The sequence below is a fragment of the Streptomyces sp. NRRL S-1022 genome (assembly GCF_000720135.1).
Lineage (GTDB): Bacteria > Actinomycetota > Actinomycetes > Streptomycetales > Streptomycetaceae > Streptomyces.
Map to the genome: position 1 here is coordinate 13,051 of NZ_JOIU01000009.1, position 21,731 is coordinate 34,781.

Below are 21,731 nucleotides of genomic sequence, written 5' to 3' on the forward strand. Positions count from 1 at the left end.
GCTGCCGCCGCGCGCCGTGCGAGAGCCGGTCAGCCCGCCGGCCAGGCCGCGAACCGCCGCAGGCCGTACAGCAGCGGCGCCCGCTCGTCGTGCCGGGTGACCCGGCGGATCTGCCCGAACACCGCCACGTGGTCGCCCATCGGCTGGGCGTGCAGCACCGCGCAGTCGGCGACGCGGTGCGCGTCGGCCGGCAGGTGCGGTCCGCCGGTGTGCGGGCCGGCCGACCAGGACACCCGGTCGAACCGCTGCGGGTCGCCCGAGGCGAACAGCTGCGCGGTCTCCCGGGCGCCGGAGTGCAGCAGGTTCACCGCGAAGCCCGCCGAGCCGGCCACCGCCGCCAGCGTCGGGCTGCCCGCCCGCAGGCACACCACCAGCACCGGCGGCTCCAGCGAGACCCCGCACAGCGAGGAGCACGTCATGCCGCGGGGGGTGCCGTCGTCGTCCCGGGCGGTGACGACGGCGACTCCGCTGGGGAAAGCGCTCATGAGAGTGCGGAAGTCCTCCGGCGACGCGACCGCCGCCGGAGGACGAAGGGTGCCGCTCACGGCTGGTGCATCCGCGAGAAGTAGGTGTACGCCTCCGGCAGGGTCTTCACCAGCTGCCGGGCCTTGTCCCGGATCGCGTCGAACTCCTGCTGAGCGGCGGAGAAGTCCGACAGGGCCAGCGCCGCCGACGGCTTGACGTCGATGCCGCCCATGCCGAGCAGGATGCACATGTACGAGTACGGCGGCAGCCCGTGGTAGTACGGGAAGATCGACTCGCTGTCCGGCAGCTGGGCGCGCCACTTCTCGATGCGCTCGGCCAGGCCGTCCGGCAGCGCGCGGGTCTTGGTGTCCCGCCAGTACTGGGTGTCGGAGCGCTTGGCGGCCTGGTAGTGCAGCGCCAGGAACTCCCGTACGCCGTCCATGACGTGGGCGACGCCGTCGTTGTAGCGGTCGCGCACGACCGGGTCCCAGTCCGGGCCGGGGAAGTTCTTCACCAGCTGCTCGATGGCGTGGTGGATGAAGAAGATGCCTGTGGACTCCAGGGGCTCCACGAAGCCGCTGGCCAGACCGACGGCGACACAGTTGCGCACCCAGGAGTTGCGGCTGCGGCCGATCCGCATCCGGATGTGGTTGGCCTCGACGTCGGCCGCCGCGGGGCCGACGAACTCGCGCAGGGTGCGCTCGGCCTCCTCCGGGGAGAGGTAGTCGCGGGCGTAGACGTACCCGGTGCCGACCCGGCCCATCAGCGGGATCGTCCAGATCCAGCCGGCGTCCTGGGCGGTCGCGGTGGTGCAGGGGCGGATACCGCGCCGCTCCATGTCCATCGGCACCTGGAGGGCGACCGCGCTGTCGTTGGGCAGCGTGTCCTGGTAGGAGATGAACGGCTCCTCCAGCGCCTTGTTCAGCAGCAGGCCGCGGAAGCCGGTGCAGTCCACGAACAGGTCGCCGGTCAGCTCGCCGTGCCCGGCGGTCATGACGCCCTTGATCCACCCGCGTTCGTCCAGGCCGACGTCGGTGACGTCGTCCACGACGTGCCGGACACCGCGCTCCACCGCGTACGCGGTGAGGTACTTGGCGAGCAGGGCCGCCTCGAAGTGGTACGCGTACGGGAACTGCGTCTTGCCCTGGTGCTCGGACATCGTCAGCCCCCGCATCTCCTCCGCGTTCTCGTCGAAGGGGGAGTCGAGCAGGCTGCCGTCGAGCCGGCGCGGGCTCAGCCCGGCGTCGATCACCGACGCCATCACGAAGCAGTCCTTGTCGAACCGCTCGGTGGGGCCCTGCTGGAGCCACCAGTCGGTCAGCGGGAACCCGTTGACCGACCGCACCTGCTCGAACGGGTGGTAGAAGTAGTGGCCCTTCTCCCGCCAGTTCTCGAAGCGGACGGCCAGCTTGTAGGTGGCGTTGCAGGCCGGCATCCAGTCGGACTCCTTGAGCCCGAGGAACTCGAAGAAGTGCCGGATGTCGCTGAAGGTGGCCTCGCCGACGCCGATGGTGCCGACCTTGCCCGACTCCACGAGTGTGATGTCGATGCGGTCGCCGAAGGCGGCCTTGAGGTAGGAGGCGGTCATCCAGCCGGCTGTGCCGCCGCCGACGATCACGACTTTGTCGGTCATGTGTGTCCCCAATCCGGTGACGTTCGGGAAAACGCGCGATGTGGTCCGCGGGGCCGCTACGGCCGGGCGGACAGCAGTTCCACGAGGTGTTCGCCGATCGCGGCGACCGTCGGCTGCTGCCACAGCAGCGAGGCCGGCAGCTTGTGGCCGAAGCGCTTCTCCAGGCGCCGGCGGACGACCATGGTCATCACCGAGTCCAGCCCCTGCTCCACCAGCGAGCGGCGCACGTCCAGGGACGCCCGCGGCAGCCGCATCTCCCCGGCGACCTCCTCGGCGACGTCGTCCAGCAGCCGGGCGCGCAGCTCGTCCGTGCTCAGCCCGGCGTACGACGAGCCGCCCGCCGGGGCCGCCCCGGCCTGCGGGGCGCCGGCGTCGACGGCCTCGCTCAGCACCGGCAGCGGCCGGCCGTCCGGCACCGGCACGAGCCCGAGGACGGGGTAGTGGCCGGGGCCGCGGCGGGCCGCGTACTCCCAGGCGGCGAACGCCTCGTCGGCCGTGATGTCGGTGACGCCGCGCTCCTTCAGCTCCAGGTCGACCACCTCGTTGACGGCCATGCCCTGGCCGCGCCAGGAGGTCCAGGCGAGGCTGGTGGCGTCCGCGGGCAGGCCGGCCGCGGCAGCGGCCGCGTTGCGGTGCGCGGCCAGCGCGTCCAGGAAGGCGTTCGCCGAGCCGTAGGCGGCCTGGCCGGGCAGGCCGAGCAGCTGGCCGCAGGAGGAGAACAGCACGAAGAAGTCCAGGGTGCCGGCCGGGAACAGCTCGTGCAGCACCCGGGCGCCGGCCGCCTTGGGCCGCAGCACCCCGCGCAGCGACTCCTCGTCGGTGTGCGGGACCAGCCGGTTGTCCAGCACGCCCGCCGCGTGCACCACGCCCCGCACCGGCGGCAGGCCGAGGGCGTCCGGGGCGAGGGCGCGGGCGGCCTCCGCCGCGTCGGCGACGTCCAGGGCGAGCACCCGCACGGTGACGCCCGTCGCCTCCAGCTCCCGTACCACCGCGATCCGTTCGGCTGTGGCGGCGTCGGTCACCGTCTCCCACTCGGCGCGCGGCGGCAGCCCGGTCCGTCCGGCCAGCACCAGGCGGCGGGCGCCCCGCTCGGCGAGGAACCGGGCGACGCGCAGGCCGAGCACGCCGAGCCCGCCGGTGACCAGGTACGTCCCGTCGGGCCGGCACCCGAACGGCTGGGCGGCCGGCTCCCGGTCCGGGCGGGCCAGGCGGGCGGCCGTGACGGCACCGTCCCGGACGGCGACGACGTCCTCGCCGGGCGCCGCGCGCAGCACGTCCAGCAGTGCGTCCACCGCGCCGGCCGGATCACCGGCCGGCAGGTCGACGACCCCGCCCCACAGCTCGCCGTGCTCGCCGCCGATCACCCGGCCCAGGCCCCACAGGGCGCCCTGGGCCGGCGCGGTGGCCTCCCGGCTCTCCAGCACGCCCGTGGTCAGGGCCCACAGCCGCGGGAAGACGGTGGTGTCCAGCGCGGCCAGCCGCCGGGTGGTGTCCAGCAGCAGCCAGGCCGGCGCGCTGTCGGCGTCGGTGTCGTCCGGGACGGCCGGGTCCGGCAGCACGACGACGTCCGTGGCCTGCGCCAGGCCGGGCAGGCCGTCCAGTTCGGCGGCGCTCTTCAGCAGCCGCACCCGCGCCCCGCCGGCGGCCAGCCGCTCGCCGAGGGCCGCCGCGGTCGCGGAGCCGACGGCACCGACCAGCACGACGTCCTCGACGCCGCGTCCCTCGCGGGGTCCGCCGAGGCCGGCCGGGCGCCACTGGATCTCGTGCACCAGCCGGCGTGCCGGGGTGGCGCCCGCGGCGCCGTTCCCGACGTCGGCGTACCGCACCCCGCGCAGCGCGGCGAGCACCCGGCCGTCGGCCGCGGCGACCAGGACGTCGACGGTGCCGGTGGCGGCGTCGTGCCGTACCCGGACGTCGACGGCCGTGCCGTCCGCCGGGGGCTCCGGGGCGACGCGCACCTCGGCGACGCCCGCGACCATGCGCAGCGCCGCCGGCCCCGGGTAGGCGGACGGGGCGACGGACAGGGCGGCGTCCAGGACCGGGGCCCAGGTGGCGGGCGCCCGCTCCGGCTGGCGGGCCAGCACCCGCGCGTGCAGCAGGCCCTCGGCGCGGCGCAGCGCCTCCACCGTCCACTCGAAGCCCATGGTGGGCACGCCCACCGAGGCCAGGTGCCGCAGGATCCCCGCCGGGTCGGCGTCCGCCGCGTCGGCCGGGAGTTCCGCCAGGGTGCCGGACGGCGCCTCGGGGCCGGCGCTCACCGCGGTGGTGTGGACGAGCCAGTCGCCGTCGCCCTCGGCGGGCCGGGACGCGATCCGCACGGTGTCGTCCTCGCGGAGCACCTGGACCTCGCGCCGCTCGGCGGCGGTCAGCGGCACCCGCAGCGCCACGTCGCGCAGGGTGTGCGCGCCGGGCCCGCCGGTGGCGGCCAGGAAGGTGTTCAGCAGGACGGCGGCAGGGACGATCTCGACCCCGTCGATGGTGTGGCTGCCCGGGTAGGGCCGGTTCCCCTCCTCCAGGTGGGTGCGCCACAGGGTCAGCGGCCGGCCGCCCACGCTGGTGGGCGAGCCGAGCAGCGCGTGGCTGTCGGCGTCGTGTTCGAGGCTGCCCGCGGCACCGGACGGGGACGTCCGCCGCCAGTGCGGAAGCCGCTGCCAGGCGGCGGCCGGCAGCGTGGCCAGGGCGCCGTGCGGGTGCAGCCGGCGCCAGTCCACCGCGATGCCCGCGGTGTGCGCGGCGGCGAGCGCGGCCAGCAGCGAGAGCCGGTCGGACTGGTCGCGGCGCAGCGTGGAGCCCACGAACACGCCCTCGGCCGGCTCCCGTTCGGAGAGGGTCTCGCGGACCGAGTGGGCCACCACCGGATGGGCCGACAGCTCCAGGAAGCGGCGGTGACCGTCCTCGGCGGCGGCCTCGACGGCCGCGGCGAGCCGGACGGTGTTGCGCAGGTTGGCCGCCCAGTAGGCGCCGTCGGCGGCCGGCGTGGTCCGCGGGTCGGTCAGCGCGGTGCTGTACATGCGGATGCGGGGCGTGCGCGGGGTCAGGTCGTGGGCCGCGGCGGCGAGGTCCGCGACCAGCTCGTCCATCTGCGGGCTGTGGAAGGCGACGTCGGAGGCGACCCGGCGCACCTGCACGCCGTCCGCCTGCCAGGCCTCGACCAGCTCCTCGACCGCGGCCCGCGCACCGGTGATCACGGTGGAGCCCGGCGAGGAGGCGATGCCCGCGACCACGTCGGTACGGTCGCCGAGCCGGGCCTCGGTCTCGGCGAGGGACAGCGCGGCCATGGCCATCGCGCCCTTGCCGGCCACCCGCCGCAGCAGCAGCGAGCGGCGGCAGATCAGCCGGGCGCCGTCCGTCACGGACAGCGCGCCGGCGGTCACGGCCGCGGCGATCTCACCGACCGAGTGCCCGATGACGGCGTCCGGCCGTACGCCGTGCGCACGCCATACGGCGGCCAGCCCGATCTGCACCGCGAAGATCATCGTCTGGATGCGGTCCACGGTCTCGAAGTCGCCGTCGAGCAGCAGCTGCCGCGGCGAGAAGCCGATCTCCGCCAGGAAGACGGGCTCCAGTTCGTCGATGGCAGCCGCGAACTCCGGCTCGGAGCCGAGCAGTTCGCGGCCCATGCCGGCCCACTGCGAGCCGTGCCCGGAGAACACCCAGACCAGGCCCGCCCCCGGGTCGGCCGGGGCGGTGCCGGTGACCGCCTGCCGGGACTCCTCGCCGTCGGCGATCAGCCGCAGTCCGGCGGCGAGTCCGCCGTGGTCGGCGGCGACGACCGCGGCCCGGTGCTCCAGGTGCGAGCGGCGCAGCGCCAGGGTGTGGCCCACCGAGTCGAGCGCGGTCTGCTTCCCGGTGCCGGTCAGCCACTCCGCGAGGTTCCGGGCGGCGGCCCGCAGGCCCTCCCGGGACCGGGCCGACAGCGGGAACAGCCGCGCCTCGCCCGGCTCGTCGGCCGGCCGCGCATCGGTGACGGCCGGCTCGGGTGCCTGTTCGAGCAGCACGTGGGCGATGGTGCCGCCGTAGCCGAACCCGGAGACCGCGGCGCGGCGCGGCCCCTCGTGCTCCGGCCAGGGCGTGCGCTCGGTGACCACCCGCAGTCCGTTGCCGTCCCAGTCGATCGCCGGGTTGCCCCGGGTGTGGTTCAGCGTGGGCGGGATCTCCCCGTGCGCCAGCGCGAGGACGGCCTTGAGCAGCCCGGCCGCGCCCGCACCGGCCTCCAGGTGGCCGATGTTCGGCTTGACCGAGCCGATCAGCAGCGGCTGCCCGGCCGGCCGTCCCGCGGCGTACACCGCGGACAGCGCGCCGGCCTCCAGCGGGTCGCCGAGCCGGGTGCCGGTGCCGTGCGCCTCGACGTAGTCCACGCTGCCGGCGTCGACGCCGGTGCGGCGCAGGGTCTCCGCCAGCAGCCGCTGCTGCGCCTCGCCGTTGGGGGCCATGATGCCGTTGGTGCGGCCGTCCTGGGCGACGTGGCTGCCCCGGACCACCGCGAGGACCCGGTCGCCGTCGCGCCGGGCGTCGGACAGCCGCTTGAGCACGAGGACGGCGCCGCCCTCGCCGCGCCCGTAGCCGTCGGCCGCGGCGTCGAACGGCTTGCACCGCCCGTCGGGCGCGGTGGCGCCGGCGGCTTCCAGGGTGAGCGACAGGCCCGGCCCGACGATCAGGTTGACCCCGCCGACCAGGGCGATGCCGCTCTCCCCGGCGCGCAGGCTCTGGCAGGCCAGATGGGTGGCGACCAGGGAGGCGGAGCAGGCGGTGTCCACCGCCATGCTCGGGCCGTGCAGGTCCAGGGCGTAGGAGATGCGGTTGGCGGCGGCGCACAGCGCGCTGCCGATGCCCGTCCACGCCTCGATGCTCGGCAGGTCCTCCAGCAGCCGGCGGCCGTAGTCGTCGGAGCCGATGCCGACGAACACCCCGGTGTCGCCGCCGGCCAGGCCGAGCGGTGGGATGCCCGCGTCCTCCAGCGCCTCCCACACCACTTCGAGCAGCAGCCGCTGCTGGGGGTCCATCAGCTCCGCCTCACGGGGGCTGAGCCCGAAGAAGGCGGAGTCGAACCCCTCGATGTCCTTGAGGAATCCGCCGGGGACGTCGGCGCGGCGCACCGCCGCGCCGTGGCTCGGGCCCTGCTCGCGGTAGTCGTCCCAGCGGCCGTCCGGCACCGGGCCGATGCCGTCCCGGCCGGAGAGCAGCATGTCCCAGAAAGCGGCGGGCGAGTCGGCGTCACCGGCGAGCCGGCAGCCGGCCCCGATCACGGCAATGGGTTCATCAGCAGCCACTACTTCGTCTCCTTGCCTTGGCATCGCCTGGTCACCCGCACCACGGAGCGGGGTGCAGGATCCGTACGACGGCGCACGAGAGGGTCACGCCCGGGCCCACGCCGAGCATCAGCAGGTGGTCGCCCGGACCGAGCCCGCCGGTGCGCAGCAGGTGGTCGAGGGACACGATCTGGTCGCTGGCGCCGAGGTGGCCGACGGTCCGGCCGAACTCCCAGGTCGACCGCTCCATCGGCAGGCCGAGGGCGGCCATGCAGCGCTGCTCGACGATCTCCCGCGAGTAGTTCATGTAGGCGACGCGGGTGACGTCGGACAGGGCGATCCCGGAGGCGTCGAGGACCCGGTCGACCAGTTCCAGGGTCCGGGCGTGCACCTTCACCAGGGCGGCGGTGCCGGTGCCGGAGGCCAGCGCGGCCTGCTTGTACTCGGCGTTGCGCGCCTGGAAGTCCAGGGCCCGGCCGGTCGTCGGCCCGGGCGGGAACAGCGGTTCGGTGCCGCGGTGCATCTGCTCGGCCTCCGAGACGGTGACCGACTGCACCGCGAGGAGCTGCGCGAACGAGGGCTGGGTGGTGAGCAGTACGGCGCTGGCGGCGTCGCCCGCGACATAGCCGGGACCCATCCGCCAGCGGTCCATCATCGGCGTGCCGAAGTTGTCGGAGGCCACGAGCAGCGCGGTCGGCGCCCGGTCCCCGTCCTGCGGTGCCGGCCGGCCGCGCAGGTACCAGGAGCCGAGCTCCAGGGCGGCGAACATGCCGTTGCAGCCCTGCCGTACCTCGACCGCCAGGGCCTGGTCGCCGACCAGGTGCCGTTGCAGGTAGTACTGCGGCTGCCAGCCGTCGGGGCCCTGGTGCCAGGAGTCCGCGTACAACAGCAGGTCGGTGTCGTCGGGGCGGTGCCCGGCCCGCTTGCACGCCTCCTCCGCGGCCCGCAGCGCCATCTCGGGGGCCGGGGTGTCCCCGGCCACCGCCGCGCCGGCCAGCTCGTGCAGCTCGGCCTCGAACTCGGGGTAGAGCCCCTGGGCGACGGCCTCGTCGATGCTCGTGGTGCCCGGGAGGTGGACCCCGAGTCCCTTGATGAATACGTCGGGCGTGCGCAAGGCCGCCTCGCCTCCTCGGTCGTGTGGCGTCGGGTGGTGCGGGGGCGCCGGTCAGAGCCGGGCGGCCGCGTCGGTCAGCTCGTGCACCAGCTGGTCCAGCAGCGCGTCGGCCTCGGCCCGGGAGAACGCGTCGGTCCGGTGCCCGAGCCGCAGCCGCAGCCGCGCCCCGGGCAGTGCGACCAGCCGCAGCGCGAAGTGCGTCCCGTCCCGCACGTCGACATCGACGACGCGGACGCCTCCGGCACCGTCCGTGGCGTCCGCGTCGAAGGCGTACGTGACGAAGGTGGTCGCGGTGTCGAACAGCGTGCCGTCGTGGTGGCCGGTGACGGGTGCCTGGCGCTGGATGTCGGTGAGGGGCAGGTGGTGGTGCGGCAGCAGCCGGGTCTGTTCCTGCTGGAGGCGGCCCAGCAGGCGGGGCAGCGGCTCGTCGGGGCGCAGCCGCAGGCGGACCGGCACGGTGTTGGTGAGCAGCCCCACCAGGTCCGCGACCTGGGGCAGCTCCGGCGGCCGGCCCGACACCGAGGTGCCGAAGACGACGTCGTCGCTGCCGGTGAGCCGCGCCAGCAGCAGCCCCCACGCGGCCTGCACGGCCGTGTTCAGGGTGAGCCCGTGGGCCCGCACGCCGGCGGTGAGCGCCGCGGTCGTCCCCTCGTCGAGGGCGCGCTCGCGGTGCCGCTGCCGTTCGGGCGCCGGCCCGGACACGTCCGGCGCGACGTACGTCGGTCCGGGCAGCCCGGCGAGCGCCTCGGCCCAGGCCCGCCGGGCGGCCCCGCGGTCCTGCCGGGCCAGCCAGCGCAGGTGCTCGCGGTGCGCGGGGGCCGGGGGCAGTGCGCCGGCGTCCGCACCCCCGCGGTACAGCGCGAACAGCTCCCGTACCAGGATCGCCGTGGACCAGCCGTCCCACAGGATGTGGTGGCCGGTCAGCACGATCCGGTGCCGGTCGTCGGCGAGCCGCAGCACCAGGAACCGCAGCAGCGGCGGCTCCGTCATGTCGAAGGGCCGCTCCCGTTCCCGCGCGGCCAGCAGCCCGGCCCGCTCCGTCCGGTCCCGCTCCGGCAGGCCGGTCAGGTCCTCCTCCGTCCACGGCGGCCGGACGTCCGCGCAGACCACCTGCACCGGCCGGGACAGCCCCGCGTGCCGGAACGCCACCCGCAGCCCGGTGTGCCGGTCCAGCAGCGCGGTGGCCGCCGCCCGCAGCAGTCCCCGGTCCAGCGGTCCCTCGACGTCCAGCCGGAGCTGGGCGGCGTAGGCGTCGACGCCGCCCTCGGCCAGGATGCTGTGGAAGAGCAGCCCCTCCTGCAGCGGGGCCAGCGGGAGCACCTCGGTCAGGCCGGGGTGGAGCGCGGCCAGCGCCTCCCGCTCGTCCGGTGCCAGGCCGACGAGGCCGGCGGGGTCCGGCCCGGCCGGTCCGGCGCCCGTGACCTGCCGGGCCAGCGGTGCGAGTCCGGCGGGCGTGGGGTGTGCGAAGACGTCGGCCAGCTCCACGGCGAGGCCCCGTTCACGGGCCCGGGTCACCAGCTTCAGCGCGCCGATGCTGTCGCCTCCCCGGTCGAAGAACGAGTCGCCGGCACCGATCCGGTCCACCCCGAGGACGTGCGCGAACACGGCGCACAGCTCCTTCTCCCGGGCGGTGCGCGGCTCCCGGAACTCCCCGGCGTCCGCGCCGAAGTCCGGTGCGGGCAGCGCCCGTTCGTCCACCTTGCCGTTGGGCGACAGCGGCAGCTCGGCCAGCGGGACCACGGCCGCGGGGACCATGTGGGAGGGCAGCGAGCGGGCCGCGAACCGGCGCAGCGCCGCCGGGTCGGCACCGGTGTCCGGGCGGGGGACGACGTAGGCCACCAGCTGCCGGTGGCCCGCCCGGTCCTCGCGCACCGTCACCACCGCGGCGTCCACCGCCGGGTGGGCGGCGAGGACGGCCCGGATCTCGCCGGGCTCCACCCGGAACCCCCGGATCTTGATCTGGTCGTCGGCCCGGCCCAGGTACGCCAGCTGGCCGTCCGGCCGCCACCGCACGAGGTCGCCGGTGCGGTACATCCGGCCGCCCGGCGGACCGTACGGGCAGGGCAGGAACCGTTCGCCGGTCAGCGCGGGGCGCCCCAGGTAGCCGTGGGCCACCCCCTCACCGGCCACGTACAGCTCGCCGGCCGCGCCCGGTACGACGGGCAGCAGGGCCTCGTCCAGCACGTACACCCGGCAGCCCGCGACCGGGGTGCCGACCGGCACGTCCTGCCCGTCGTCCAGCGGGCGGCTCACCGTGCTGGTCACGGTCGCCTCGGTGACGCCGTACTCGTTGAAGACGCGCCGGCCGCCGCCGGTCCAGCGGCGCAGCACCTCGGGGGCCGGGGGCTCGCCACCGGTGATCAGCACGCGCAGGGCGGGCAGGTCGTCGGCGGGCAGCCGGGTCAGGAAGGCCGGCGGGATCGCGGCATGGGTGACCCGGTGGGCGCGCAGCAGCCGGGCCAGCGCCTCGCCGCTGGTGGTGCGGCCGGGCGGGGCCAGCACCAGCCGGGCGCCCGCCGCGAGCGCGGGCCAGATGTCGGCCATCGCCACGTCGAAGCCGGGCGAGACCAGTTGCAGCACCCGGTCGCCGGCGCCGAGGCCGTAGCGGTCGACGTGGTCCGCGACCAGGGTGCACAGCGCCCGGTGCGGCACGACGACACCCTTGGGGCGGCCGGTCGAGCCGGAGGTGTGGATCACGTACGCCGGCAGCTCCGGGTCGGGGCCGGGCCGGACCGCGCTCCCCGCGCTCCCGCCGGCGGCGTCCCGGCCGTCCCGGCCGTCCCGGCCGTCCTGCCGTTCCTCCATCAGCAGGCAGGGTGTCGTGGCGGGCAGCCGGGAGCGGCTGCCCGCCACGCTGATCACGAGGGCCGGCGCGGTGTCGTCGAGGATGGCGGCGATCCGCTCGGCCGGGTGCGCCAGGTCGAGCGGCACGAACGCGGCCCCGGCCTTCAGCACCGCCAGCAGGGCAGCCACCAGACCGGCGGAGCGGTCCAGCGCGATGCCGACCAGGTCCCCGGGCCCGACCCCGCGTTCGGCCAGCCGCTCGGCCAACTGCTCGGACAGCGCGTCGAGTTCGCGGTACGACAGCTCGGCGGCGCCGTCCGTGACCGCGACGGCGCCGGGTGCGTCCGCCGCCCGCTGCCGGAACAGGTCCACCACGGTGGCGCCGTCCGCGGGACCTGGCGCGCCCTCGCCCGCGGCGAACAGCCGTGCGCGTTCCGCGGGCAGCAGCACGTCGACCGTGCCGAGCACGGCGTGCGGCTGCTCGGCGAGGGTCCGCACGAACCCGGTCAGCCGGGCCAGGTGCTCCTCCAGGGCGGGCAGGTCGTACCGGTCGGGGTTGCCCTCCAGGACCAGCATCGTGGTCTCGCCCGTCGGGTCCGGGCGCACGGTGACGAAGAGGTCGGGCACCGGGCCCGAGGCCAGGTTGTGCGAGGTGGCCGGGTGCGGCCCGAAGCGCAGCGCACCGCCGTAGGGCATGAAGTTGACGATCGGCCCCAGCAGCGCGCTCATGTCGCCGTCCGCGCCGAGTTCGCGGTGCAGGTCCTCCAGCCGGAACCGCTCGTGCCGCAGCGCCCGGTGCATCTCGCGGGTCATCCGCGGCACGAGCCCCGCCAGGGTGCTGCCGGGCGCGGCGTCCAGCCGCAGGGGCACGGTGTTGGTCACCATGCCGGGAGTGCGCCGGGCCGCCACGCTGCGCCGGGCCGTGACCGGAAGGCCGAGCACCACGTCGGAGCGGCCGGACAGGCGGGACACGTAGGCGGCGACCGCGGTGGCGAACACCACCTGCCAGGTGGTGCCGGTGGCCGCGGCCGCCTTCTCCAGCAGGCCGACGTCGGAGGGCTGGAACAACCGGGTCAGACGCGGGCGCAGCCGGTCCCCGGGGAGCGGGGCGAGGGGACCGGCCGGGGCGGGGACGCGGGCCGGTTCGGGCCGGTCGGAAAACCGGTCGAGCCAATAGGAGCGGTCGGTCGCGAAATCGGCGGAGTCGCGGTAGTCCCGTTCTTCCGCATACAGGTCGGCGAGCGTTCCGAAGGCGCCGGCCGCTGCCTCTTCACCGGGGGCCTCGGGGTTCCGCTCCAGCGCCGAATAGATTTCCGCCAGGCGTCGGCCGAGGAGATGGACTCCGTATCCGTCGACGGCGATGTGGTGTATTCGGTAGTAGAAGATCGTACGGGCCTCGGAAAGCCGCAGCAGGGCGAACGCGGACAGCGGTCCGGTGGCCAGGTCGATGGGCCGGCGCACGTCCTCGTGCATCCAGCGCAGCGCGTCCTGAAGCGCCGCGTCCGACCCCGAGAAGTCGATCAGCGGCAGGTCGGCCGCGTGCTCCGGGTCGATCACCTGCCACAGGCCGGCGTCCTCGACCACGGCGCGGACGCGCACCACCTCGGCCTCCGCCCGCAGCAGCGCCCAGGCGGCACGGAGCCGGCCGAGGTCGGCGGCGCCGTCGATGAGGACGTACTCGGCGCAGGTGAACCGCTGCCCCGAGGGATCCAGCCGATGGGCGAACCAGATTCCCTGCTGGCCGGCGGACAAAGGCAGTCGCATCGCGTCCCGGTCTCCCATTCTCGACTCCATTGCTCGCCTATCCCGGCCACCATGGGGACAGCTGCTATAGCCGATCTATACGGCCCCGGCTATCGACCGAATAGCGAAGAAATATAGAAGCCGTCCGCAGGCTCTTCAGCGAGCTGACGCCGAAAGGAGAAGCCGTGGAGGAAGACCGCGACGACGCATGGGCACCGCATGTCGTGAGGCCGGACGCGGGCACCCCCGCCGGCGCGCGGGGACTGCTCGGCCTGCTGGAAGGGCTCGGCGACCTGACCGGGCTGCTGGCCCGGCACAAGGCGGTGGTCTTCCGCGGCTTCGGGATCGACCCGGCCGAGCTGGACGCGGTGATGGCACCGCTGCTGCCCCGGCGGCTGGCCTACGTCCACGGCAACTCGCCGCGCACCAAGGTGGGCCAGAACGTCTACACCTCGACCGAGTACCCGCCGCAGTACACCATCTCGATGCACAACGAGATGAGCTACGCCCACCAGTGGCCCGCCCGGCTGCTGTTCTTCTGCGAGCGGGCCCCCGAGACGGGCGGTGCCACCCCGGTGGTGGACGGCGCGCGCTGGCTGCGGTCGCTGGACCCGGAGGTCCGGGAGGACTTCGCGCGTGGGGTGCGCTACACGCAGAACCTGCACGGCGGGCGCGGCTTCGGCAAGAGCTGGCAGGAGACCTTCGAGACCGATTCCCGGGACGACGTCGAGAAGTTCCTGCGGAGCGCCGAGGCGCGGTACGAGTGGAAGCCGGACGGCGGTCTGCGGGTGACGCAGGTGCGGCCGGCGACCGTGCGCCATCCCGTCACCGGTACGGAGGTCTGGTTCAACCAGGCCGACCAGTGGCACGCCGCCGGGCTCGGCGACGAGACGGCGGCGGCGCTCGGCCGGATCATGCCGGAGCAGGACCTGCCGCAGTCCGTGTCCTTCGCGGACGGCTCCCCGATCCCGTCCGCCTACGTCACCCAGGTCCGCGACCGCGGCCTGGACGCCGCCGTCGACGTCGACTGGCAGGCCGGCGACCTGCTGCTCGTCGACAACGTCCTCGTGGCCCACGGCCGCCGGCCCTTCACGGGCCCGCGCCGGGTCCTGGTGGCCATGTCGGACTGACCGCCGGGCAGCCCGGGGAGCCGGGCCGGCGCGGGCCGGTCCCGGCCGGCCGCGAGGGAGGCCGGCCGCGAGGGAGGCCGGCCGCGAGGGCGTGCCGCTTCCTCAGCGCACGATGACGTTGCGGCTGAGGGGACCGCGGTCGGCGGGGGACTCCTCGTGCCACGGGTGGGCGAACGGGCCGGCCGCCGACGGCGTCATGATCGGGGTGCGGATGGCCATCGCGGTGAGCGGGGCACCGCCCCGTCGCTCCGCTCGCTGCGCGGGCACGCCGATGAGCTGGGCGTACCAGCTCTGGTCGATGCCCCCGGCGAGGATCGCCTCGTAGGTGCGGCGCAGCGCCGAGCCCGGGTCGACCCCGAGCTCCTCCTCCAGCCTGCGGCGGCCCTCGTGGTACACGGCGAAGGCCTCGGCCTGCCGGTTGGACGCGTACAGCACCACCATGAGCTGGGCGCGCAGCGTCTCGCGCAGCGGGTGGGCCTGGACCAGGCCGATGAGTTCGGAGGCCAGCTGGTCGTGCCGGCCGAGCGCGAGGTCCGCGAGGATGCGGCCCTCCAGCGCCTCCATGTAGGACTCCTCGATGATCGGCCGCTCGGTCTCGCCCAGGTGGTCGGTCACGTCGGTGAGGGTCGGCCCCCGCCACAGGGACAGGGCGGCGCGCAGGTTGTCGGCCGCGTCGTCGTACCGGCGGGAGGACAGCGCGTCGCGGCCCGCCCGGCACAGCACGGTGAAGTCCCCGTAGTCGAACCGCCCGGCGGTGATGCGCATCAGGTAGCCGGATCCCTTGCGGACGATCTCCGCGTGCTCCTCCAGGTGCTGGCGCAGCCGGGAGGCGTAGGTGTAGAGCTGCGCCTGATGGGTGGAGGGCGGCTCGCTCCCCCATAAGGCCTGGCTGAGCCGGTAGTCCGGGATGACCCGCCCGCCGGCCAGCAGGAGGGCGGCGAGCATGGTGCGCTGCTTGGTTCCGCTGAGCGGGACCTCCGCGGCGCCGGACCATATTCCGACCGGGCCCAGGATTCTGAATTGCATCACGTTCTGTGCTCCTTATCGGCCGTGCTGATCGCGCAGCGGGCACATGGCGCATGCGGACACGCCAGGTGTCGCGACAGGACGTTTTGTTGGCTGCTTGGCGCCGTTAAAGAGGATTTCCCAGAGCGTTCAGCTCGATGGAAGGAATGCGCGACCTCGCGGGGTCGCGAAAGAAAGACATGGTCAAGCCCCCGTTTCGTCGTCGGCTTTCGACCTGGTCGGATGCGGTCAAATTTTGCCGACTCCGTGAGCGTAATCACGCCTGCGAACGTGCGTCAAGGGGTCGAAAAAGCGGCTTCTGCCTGCGCCGGAGGCCGGATCGAAAGGGTGGCTGGATTGCGAATGAAGGAAGAGATGACGTCCTGCTGACGCTATATGTGGATCTTCGGCTATGTCTGGCTTGCGGCGGGTTGCGAGGTCCGGAAGAGCGGACATCCGCAGGTCGCCCGCCACTCGGAACTTCCGCTTCCCGGAGCCTGCAAACAATCTTTGGCAGGTGTAATTCTCGCTGACGCACGCCGGACTCCGGTCGCTCGGCGACGGCCGGAGACGCCCGCTCCACCGTCGCTCGGCAACGGCGCACACGATCCGGCCGAGGGCCCCGGGCGGCGCCCGCCCGACCCGCACCGGCCCTCTGTGAAGGGTCTGTGCATAGGCTCGGTATAGGCCAAATATCGAAGCCACGGAGATGATCGGCGGGCGGTCGGAGGAGAGTCTCCGCTTGGGGTGTCCGATGGTGTGTGGCCGCCCCTCCTGGACGAGATTGGGCTGCACCACATGGCGACTGTCATCTCGAACCCCGTCGATTTCAATGTAGAGGATCTTTATGTCGACCTGACGCCCAGTCTCGGGCGGCGGCTCTTCCTCAAGTGCGAGGGGTTCAATTTCTCCGGCTCCGTCAAGATAAAAGCAGCCACCGAAATGGTCCGGGCGAAAGAGCGGGCCGGCGGGATCGGCCCGGGTGACACATTGATCGAGTCGTCCTCGGGAAACATGGGCGTCGCCCTCGCCCTCGTCGCCGCGAGCCGCGGTTACCGCTTCGTCTGCGTGACCGACGCCCGCTGCACCGGCACCGCACGCCGGCTCATGGAGACCTTCGGCACCGAGGTCCACGTCGTCACCGAGCCCGACCCCGAGGGCGGCTTCCTCGGCGCCCGCCTGGCCCTGGTCCAGCGGCTGCTGGAGAAGAACCCCGAGTACCTGTGGCTGAACCAGTACGCCAACCCCGGCAACTGGACGAGCCACTACCGCACCACCGCCCCGGCGATCGCCGAGGCGTTCCCCGGGCTCGACGTGCTGTTCATCGGCGCGGGCACCACCGGCACGCTCATGGGCTGCGCCACCTGGTTCCGGGAGAACGCGCCCTCGGTCCGGGTCGTGGCGGTCGACACGACGGGTTCGGTGACCTTCGGCGGACCGGCCGGGCGCCGGCTGATCCCGGGCCTGGGCACCGGGGTGCGCCCGCAGATCCTCGACCCGGCGCTGGTCGACGACGTGGTGCACGTCTCCGAGCCGGACACGGTCCGCATGTGCCACCGGCTGGCCGGCCGGGGCTTTCTCTTCGGCGGCTCGACGGGCACCGTCGTCAGCGGCGCGCTCGACTGGCTGACCACCCGGGGCGGCGACGGACTCACCGCGGTCGCCGTCGCCCCCGACCTGGGCGCGAGCTACCTGGAGACCGTCTACGACCAGGAGTGGCTGGCCCGGTCGTACGGACCCGAACTGCTGGACGTACCGCTGGACGCCTGACGGCGGCACCGGCGCCGCGGAAGGACGCACAGCGCGATGGGGGAAGGCGGGAACGACGGTGCACAGCAAGTGGGTGAAGCGGTTCGACACCACCACGGCCCGCGGGCCGCGTCTGGTGTGCTTCCCGCACGCCGGCGGAGCCGCCAGCAGCTTCCTGCCGCTGGCCCGGGAACTCGCACCGGACGTCGACGTCGTCGCCGTCCAGTACCCCGGCCGCCAGGAGCGGTTCGACGAGCCGCCGGTCGAGGACATCGGCCGGCTGGCGGACCACATCGCCGCGGCCCTGCGCCCGCTCACCGACGGCCCCTACGCGGTCTTCGGCCACAGCATGGGCGGGCTGCTCGCCTATGAGACCGTGCGCCGCCTGGAGCGGTGGCGGCTCCCGGAACCGTCCCGGCTGTTCGTGTCCGGGCAGGTGCCGCCCCGCGAGCGGCGCGGCGACTACGGCACCGCCGCCGACGACGCCGAGATCGTCGCGGAACTGCGCGCGCTCGGCGGCACCGCGGCGGTCGTCCTCGACGACCCCGACCTGATGGCCCTCGTGCTCCCGGCCGTCCGCGCCGACTACCGGGCGCTGCGCGGCTACACCTGGACCCCGGGGCCCCCGCTGCGCTGCCGGATCAGCGCGCTGGTGGGCGACAGCGACCCGGTGGCCACGGCCGACGCCGCGGCCGGCTGGTCGGCGTACTCCGTCGCCGGCGCCGAGGTGACCGCGTTCCGCGGCGGCCACTTCTACCTGGAGGAGCGGCTCACCGAGGTGGCCGCCCTCATCGACGCCACCCTCGGCGTGCACACCGGCTGAGCCGCGCCGGCGACGGCGGATCCGCCGTCGCCGGGGCCGCACACCGCGTGCGCGATCGCGGCCCGGGTCACGGAGCGGTGAGGAATGAAAAGAGGCTGTCCGGGTGCCGTGCGCATGCCTGCGCGGAGGCGACCGCGGCGCCGCCCGGCGTCCCCTGCGGGCGTCCTCGCCGGTCCGCGCCTACGCGTTGTCGCGCGGAGCGGACCGCCGGCCCCGGGGCTGACCGCCCCGGCCGGTGCCCTGGCCGCTCTCCCCGCGGCCGGTCCCCGCGCCCCTGCCGCGCCCCGCGCCGCCCCTGCGGCGCCGGCCGCCGGACGATGCCTTGCCCTCGGGGCGGTTCTCGGCCGGTGCGGTGAGCACGACGGGCACGCCGGAGGGGGTGCGGGCGCCGGTGATCCGCTGCAGCTCGGCCTCGCCCGGGCGGACCCGGGCGGTGCTCGCGGCGATACCGGCGTCGTTCATGAGGCGGTCCACCGCGCGCCGCTGGTGCGGCAGGACGAGGGTGACGACGGTGCCGGACTCACCGGCGCGTGCGGTACGGCCGCCGCGGTGCAGGTAGTCCTTGTGGTCGCCGGGCGGGTCGACGTTCACGACGAGGTCGAGGCCGTCGACGTGGATGCCGCGGGCGGCGACGTTGGTGGCCACCAGTGCCGTGACGTGGCCGTCCTTGAACTGGGCGAGCGTCCGGTTGCGCTGGGACTGGGACTTGCCGCCGTGCAGGGCCGAGGCGCGCACCCCGACGGACAGCAGGTGCTTGGTGAGCCGGTCCACCGCGTGCTTGGTGTCCAGGAACATGATCACGCGTCCGTCGCGCGCGGCGATCTCCGTCGCGGCGCCCTGCTTGTCGTCGTCGTGCACGTGCAGCAGGTGGTGGTCCATGGTGGTGACGGCACCCGCGGACGGGTCGACCGAGTGCACCACGGGGTCGTGCAGGTAGCGGCGCACCAGCAGGTCGATGTTGCGGTCCAGGGTGGCCGAGAACAGCAACCGCTGGCCGCTCGCGGGCACTTGGTCGAGCAGCGCGGTCACCTGGGGCATGAATCCCATGTCGGCCATCTGGTCGGCTTCGTCCAGGACGGTGACGCAGACCTGGTCGAGCCGGCAGTCGCGCCGCTCGATGAGGTCCTTCAGGCGGCCGGGGGTCGCGACGACGACCTCGGCACCGGCGCGCAGCGCGCTCGCCTGCCGGCCGACCGACATGCCGCCGACCACGGTGGCGAGCCTGAGCCGCAGCGCGCGGGCGTAGGGCGTGAGCGCGTCGGTGACCTGCTGGGCCAGTTCCCGGGTGGGGACGAGGACGAGGGCCAGCGGCTGCCCGGGCTGGGCCCGCTGTCCGTCCAGCCGGGCCAGCAGCGGCAGGCCGAAGGCGAGGGTCTTGCCCGAGCCGGTACGGCCCCGGCCCAGGACGTCCCGGCCGGCCAGTGCGTTCGGCAGGGTGGCCGCCTGGATCGGGAAGGGCGCGGTGACGCCCTCGGTGCCCAGTGCGGCCAGCAGCCGTGCGGGCATGTCCAGTTCGGCGAACGTCGCGACCGCCGGCAGCGGTTCGGTGAGGGTGACCGGCAGGGCGAACTCCTGCGGGCGCGGGGCGGAGTGCGCCGCCGGGCCGCCCTTGCGTGCGGAGCCCGTACGGGGGCCCTGGCGGCCGGACTCCTGGGCGCGGACGCGGCCGCCGCGCGCGGCTCCTGCCGAGCGCGCGGACCTGCGGTCCGCGCGGAAGCCGCCGGACGTGCCGCCGGAGCGACGGGGGGTGCGGTTCATCAGGGAACCCTTCCTCGATGCGGCGTATCGAGGAATTCCGTCCAGCGGTGACGACCGCACGAGGATTCGCAAGAATGAGCCGAAGAAAAAGTGAAGAACGGAGCTCTCGGTGCGGTGACCGGAGGCCTCCGTGGTCCGGGAATCCGGAAAGGGGCTCAGACATGACCGGGGGCCCGCACCCCGAGAGCGCGGGCCCCAGCCACATGATGCGCGAACCACTGGTTCGCGACGATTTCGCGTCAGCGTCAGGCGGGAACGATGTTCTCGGCCTGCGGGCCCTTCTGGCCCTGCGTGACGTCGAAGGTCACCTTCTGGCCTTCCTGAAGCTCGCGGAAGCCGGAGGTGGCGATGTTCGAGTAGTGCGCGAACACGTCGGCGCCGCCGCCGTCCTGCTCGATGAAGCCGAAGCCCTTTTCCGCGTTGAACCACTTCACGGTGCCAGATGCCATATTGAATCTCCCTCGGAGGGCAGTGCGGACTCCGCACTTTGCGGAGCCGAGTCGCCGCCATGATCACCCCTCCGGAAAGATCCGGAAAGCTCTGCAAAGAAAAAAATCTCTGGCAACCAAAACTGCAACTGCTATCACGCTAACACACGTCGGTTGGCATCGCCCGGATGTTATGCGAGGCGTCCGGCAATTCTCGTGCCGTCGTAGGCTGAAATTCTGTACCGGCGGGACTAGGTATTCGCGTCGCGCTCGCCCAGCCGCCGACGCATGTCCCGGTTCTGGCGCAGGGCGTCCTCCAGCTGGTCCTCCAGGGAGACGATGCGGCACGCGGCCTCGACGGGCGTGCCCTGGTCGACCAGTTCCCGGGCGCGGGCGGCCACCCGCAGCTGGCGCCGGGAGTAGCGGCGGTGGCCGCCGTCCGAGCGCAGGGGCGTGATCAGTCCCGCCTGGCCGACGGCCCGCAGGAATGCGGGGGTGATGCCGAGAGCGTCCGCGGCCCGGCCCATGGTGTAGGCGGGGTAGTCGTCGTCGTCGAGGTTGCCGGCGGCAGGGGCGTTCTCGGCGGGCATGGCACCTTCGTTTCGGGGGACGCGGCGGGAGGCCCAGGCGTGCGGGGCACCTGCGCCCGGCGGACCGGGCACCCTCTGCCTCCTCCCGCAACCCTATCGCCGCCGGGCGCACAGATCTGGTCCCGCCGTGACAGATTTCCGGCGGGACCGCCTCCTGTGTCACCCCCGCACCGGCGCTCACCCGGATCGACGCGCTCCGCGGTGAGCCACCCCCCGGGCCGGCTTCGTGCCGCGGATCCCGGCAGGGGTGTAACGCGGCGGCACCCCCACCGCGTGTAAGAGGTGACGTCCGACCACGAAGGGACACACGGTGGGGGAAGCACCCGCGGACTACCCGGAGTTCGCAGCCGCCCGCAGCGGGCCGCTGCTGCGGACCGCCTGCGAGAAGTCCTCGTCCCCGGCCCCTTCGACGGCGGGGCACCGGGTGCCGGGCGCCCGGGTGGCCGAGGTGCTGCGGTCCCACCTGCCGCACGGCGGGACCGTCTCCGACCTCAACGCCGGCGACGGTCTGGTCCAGCTGGTGTACGACGACGGCCGGGGCAGGAACATGGTGGAGGTCGACGCGCAGTACGACATGACCGCCGCCCTGGCCGGGCACATGGGCTGCGCCGGCGTCGAAGGCGACTGCGAGGCCACGACCCTGGCCGACGGCACCAAGGTCAAGAAGGTCAAGGGCCCCTCGGAGAAGGGCGGTCCGGCCGTCGTGTGGCTGGCCGACATCCTGTACCCGGACGGCCGCCGGGTCACGGCGCGGGAGGTCAACTCCTACGCCGAGAGCGCCCCGGTGACCCGTCCGCGGCCGGCGCTGGGCATGGACGAGCTGCTGACGATCGCCCGCGACAGGCGGTACTTCACCGGCTGAGCGGCACCGGCCCGCGTGCCGTGGCCGGGCGGCCGGCCCGTCACGCGGGAGGCAGCAGGTCCGCCGCCGGTTCGCCCATGAAGACGCTGTGCGTCCCGGGCACCTGCTCCGCCAGTCCGGGAGGGATGACGTGGACGAAGGTGCCGGCGCAGCCCGGGACGTCGTGCACCAGGGCGGGTATGTCCGTGACGTTGAAGACGACCGAGAGGTGCGGTATCTCGAAGCAGCCCTTCGGGCTGTCGTGACGCACTCCGTCGATCACCAGGAACCCGTTCGCGGCGAGCGCCGACGAGGGGACGGCGAGCGCCAGCACCCCGGCGGCGCCGAGGGTGGCGAGTGTCGAGCCGATGCGGCGCATGGACCCTCCTGACGTGCGGCCGGGCACGTCCCGGCCTGTA

Annotated in this window: 14 protein-coding genes; 4 read left to right on the forward strand and 10 right to left on the reverse strand. The window is 74.2% G+C overall.

What is annotated here, in order from left to right; translation table 11 throughout:
* Nucleotides 1-29: 29 nt before the first annotated feature.
* Genes IG05_RS0113190 through IG05_RS0113210 form a run of 5 tightly spaced genes read right to left on the reverse strand, consistent with a single transcriptional unit; the run spans nucleotide 30 to nucleotide 13,009 of the window.
* Nucleotides 30-485 carry a flavin reductase family protein gene (locus IG05_RS0113190; protein WP_037813686.1) on the reverse strand — a complete coding sequence of 152 codons (456 nt, stop codon included), beginning with the start codon at nucleotides 483-485 and terminating at the stop codon, nucleotides 30-32.
* Nucleotides 486-541: 56 nt separating this feature from the next.
* Nucleotides 542-2,098 (reverse strand): tryptophan halogenase family protein, encoded by a 1,557-nt coding sequence (locus IG05_RS0113195; RefSeq protein ID WP_030342226.1) that lies wholly within the window; start codon nucleotides 2,096-2,098, stop codon nucleotides 542-544.
* Nucleotides 2,099-2,154: 56 nt separating this feature from the next.
* Entirely contained in the window at nucleotides 2,155-7,368 is a 5,214-nt protein-coding gene (locus tag IG05_RS0113200) for a type I polyketide synthase (RefSeq protein ID WP_234335847.1), read from the reverse strand.
* 31 nt (nucleotides 7,369-7,399) lie between these two features.
* The gene (locus IG05_RS0113205) at nucleotides 7,400-8,461 is read right to left on the reverse strand and encodes a ketoacyl-ACP synthase III family protein (protein WP_030342230.1); all 1,062 of its coding nucleotides are present in this window, start codon (nucleotides 8,459-8,461) and stop codon (nucleotides 7,400-7,402) included.
* A 51-nt stretch (nucleotides 8,462-8,512) separates the two neighbouring features.
* Nucleotides 8,513-13,009 carry a non-ribosomal peptide synthetase gene (locus IG05_RS0113210; RefSeq protein ID WP_158838860.1) on the reverse strand — a complete coding sequence of 1,499 codons (4,497 nt, stop codon included), beginning with the start codon at nucleotides 13,007-13,009 and terminating at the stop codon, nucleotides 8,513-8,515.
* A 164-nt stretch (nucleotides 13,010-13,173) separates the two neighbouring features.
* Between IG05_RS0113210 and IG05_RS0113215 the strand changes: the two genes are divergently transcribed.
* Nucleotides 13,174-14,118, forward strand: a complete 945-nt coding sequence (locus IG05_RS0113215; protein ID WP_030342233.1) for a TauD/TfdA family dioxygenase — start codon at nucleotides 13,174-13,176, stop codon at nucleotides 14,116-14,118.
* A 102-nt stretch (nucleotides 14,119-14,220) separates the two neighbouring features.
* On the opposite strand, the gene IG05_RS0113220 is transcribed toward IG05_RS0113215, so the two are convergent.
* A complete protein-coding gene (locus IG05_RS0113220; RefSeq protein ID WP_063760084.1) occupies nucleotides 14,221-15,144 on the reverse strand; it encodes an AfsR/SARP family transcriptional regulator in 924 nt (307 codons plus the stop codon).
* Between the two features lie 777 nt (nucleotides 15,145-15,921).
* Here IG05_RS0113220 and sbnA point away from each other — a divergent pair.
* Complete coding sequence (sbnA, locus tag IG05_RS0113225; protein WP_030342236.1) at nucleotides 15,922-16,893, forward strand: 2,3-diaminopropionate biosynthesis protein SbnA; 972 nt, start codon at nucleotides 15,922-15,924, stop codon at nucleotides 16,891-16,893.
* Nucleotides 16,894-16,951: 58 nt separating this feature from the next.
* Entirely contained in the window at nucleotides 16,952-17,695 is a 744-nt protein-coding gene (locus IG05_RS0113230; protein WP_037813688.1) for a thioesterase II family protein, read from the forward strand.
* Nucleotides 17,696-17,875: 180 nt separating this feature from the next.
* Here IG05_RS0113230 and IG05_RS0113235 read toward each other — a convergent pair whose 3' ends face one another.
* The 3 genes from IG05_RS0113235 to IG05_RS0113245 all read right to left on the reverse strand — a co-directional run bounded on the left by IG05_RS0113235 (nucleotide 17,876) and on the right by IG05_RS0113245 (nucleotide 20,471).
* Nucleotides 17,876-19,453, reverse strand: a complete 1,578-nt coding sequence (locus tag IG05_RS0113235) for a DEAD/DEAH box helicase (protein WP_030342240.1) — start codon at nucleotides 19,451-19,453, stop codon at nucleotides 17,876-17,878.
* 245 nt (nucleotides 19,454-19,698) lie between these two features.
* Nucleotides 19,699-19,902 carry a cold-shock protein gene (locus IG05_RS0113240; protein WP_007383480.1) on the reverse strand — a complete coding sequence of 68 codons (204 nt, stop codon included), beginning with the start codon at nucleotides 19,900-19,902 and terminating at the stop codon, nucleotides 19,699-19,701.
* 230 nt (nucleotides 19,903-20,132) lie between these two features.
* Complete coding sequence (locus tag IG05_RS0113245; RefSeq protein ID WP_030342242.1) at nucleotides 20,133-20,471, reverse strand: MerR family transcriptional regulator; 339 nt, start codon at nucleotides 20,469-20,471, stop codon at nucleotides 20,133-20,135.
* A 310-nt stretch (nucleotides 20,472-20,781) separates the two neighbouring features.
* Between IG05_RS0113245 and IG05_RS0113250 the strand changes: the two genes are divergently transcribed.
* Nucleotides 20,782-21,333 carry a hypothetical protein gene (locus tag IG05_RS0113250; protein ID WP_107051342.1) on the forward strand — a complete coding sequence of 184 codons (552 nt, stop codon included), beginning with the start codon at nucleotides 20,782-20,784 and terminating at the stop codon, nucleotides 21,331-21,333.
* 40 nt (nucleotides 21,334-21,373) lie between these two features.
* On the opposite strand, the gene IG05_RS0113255 is transcribed toward IG05_RS0113250, so the two are convergent.
* Nucleotides 21,374-21,691 carry a hypothetical protein gene (locus tag IG05_RS0113255; RefSeq protein WP_030342245.1) on the reverse strand — a complete coding sequence of 106 codons (318 nt, stop codon included), beginning with the start codon at nucleotides 21,689-21,691 and terminating at the stop codon, nucleotides 21,374-21,376.
* Nucleotides 21,692-21,731 lie beyond the last annotated feature (40 nt).